1 protein-coding gene is annotated in these 1,298 nt (G+C 70.1%); it reads right to left on the bottom strand.

Annotation, left to right across the window (positions count from 1 at the left end):
- The coding region (locus tag ABFX18_RS14180) for an HNH endonuclease signature motif containing protein (protein WP_346058687.1) at positions 1–1,273 on the bottom strand (1,273 nt) is incomplete at its 3' end.
- Positions 1,274–1,298: the final 25 nt, after the last annotated feature.

Genomic DNA, 1,298 nt, shown 5'->3' with positions numbered 1-1,298 from the left:
CATCGTTCTTCTGGCGTACGGCCCATTCGGAGTGGTGCTTGAGCACGTGATGGCCACGGCACAGGTGCGCGAGGTTCGCCGTCGAGGTCGGGCCGCCGAAGGCCGCGTCGACGGTGTGGTCGAGATCGCACCGCGCGACCGGCACACGGCACCCCGGGAACCGGCAGTGCTGATCGCGTGCCCCGAGTCGGCGCTTCATCGCTTCGCTCGGACGGTAGCGATCGACTTGGAGCACCGAACCCGATTCCGCATCCACCGTCACCCGTTCCCACACCGGCGTCGCCGCTGCGAGGTTCCTGGCAGAGGCGAGCGGGATCGGCCCCGCCCCGACGAGCTCTGCCACAGGAGCAGCGCTCCGGCGGGAGGGGGCGAGTGCCGTGACGGGCACGATGACCTGCACCTGAGCCCGTATCGCTTCGCTGCTCGCACACGAGGTCACAGCGCTCGCGTCTGAGCCGAGGAGAAGTTCGGCGAATGCGTCGGCCCGAATCTCATCGCGCGAGCGTCGCGCCGAAGATTCCGCCGCCGCCCGCTGGCCCCGCTCGGCGCCCCCGTCACGCTCATGCAGTCCAGCCCGCTCGTCCGACCCAGCCCGCTCGGCCGACTCAGCCCGCTCGCTGCGCTCGACTTCGCGGGCGATCCGAGTCAACCGGTCGTGTATCGCGTACGCCTCTGCGGTGGGCAGATACGCCAGCAGATCGGACATCCCGTCCTCGCGCTCCTGCACGACTACTCGACGCCTGCGCGCCTCCTTGTAGTGCCGCTCGTCGAGGGTGTCACCGGCGTACTGCTCGGCGATCCTGCGCGCGATCGGACGAAGCCGGTTCACCGACTCCCGACGCGCGTACTCGAGCACCTCCGCCTGATACGCCTCCCGCCTCGCGACGACTTCGGGAGCAGCCCCGACGCCGAGACGTCGCCCGGCATCCGCGATCACGCGCGCGTGCGCGGCCGAGATCTCGCCAGCGGCGAGAATCTGATGCGTCATCCCGTAGTCGTATCGCAGCGACCACGCCGCGCCCATCTGGGCTTCCGCCGCGCGCTCGCTCACGTTCAACGCGGTCGCGAGCTCCGCCCGCACCGAGCGGTAGGCGAGCTCGTTCTCGCTGGCGGGCGCGGAGCCGGAACGCGCGGCACCGGTCGCCATCTGCACCGCGACCGCCATGAGCTCGTACCTGAACGCGTCGAGGGCGCGCTGCCGATACTCCATCTGCTCGAGCAGATTCACGACCTGCCCAAGCGACAGACTCGCATCCGCCACCGCATCAGCCACCGCATCAGCGGGCGCGTCTGTCACC

The organism is Leucobacter alluvii (assembly GCF_039530485.1).
In the GTDB taxonomy this organism is placed as follows: domain Bacteria; phylum Actinomycetota; class Actinomycetes; order Actinomycetales; family Microbacteriaceae; genus Leucobacter; species Leucobacter alluvii.
This window is presented reverse-complemented; position numbering and strand designations above follow the sequence as displayed.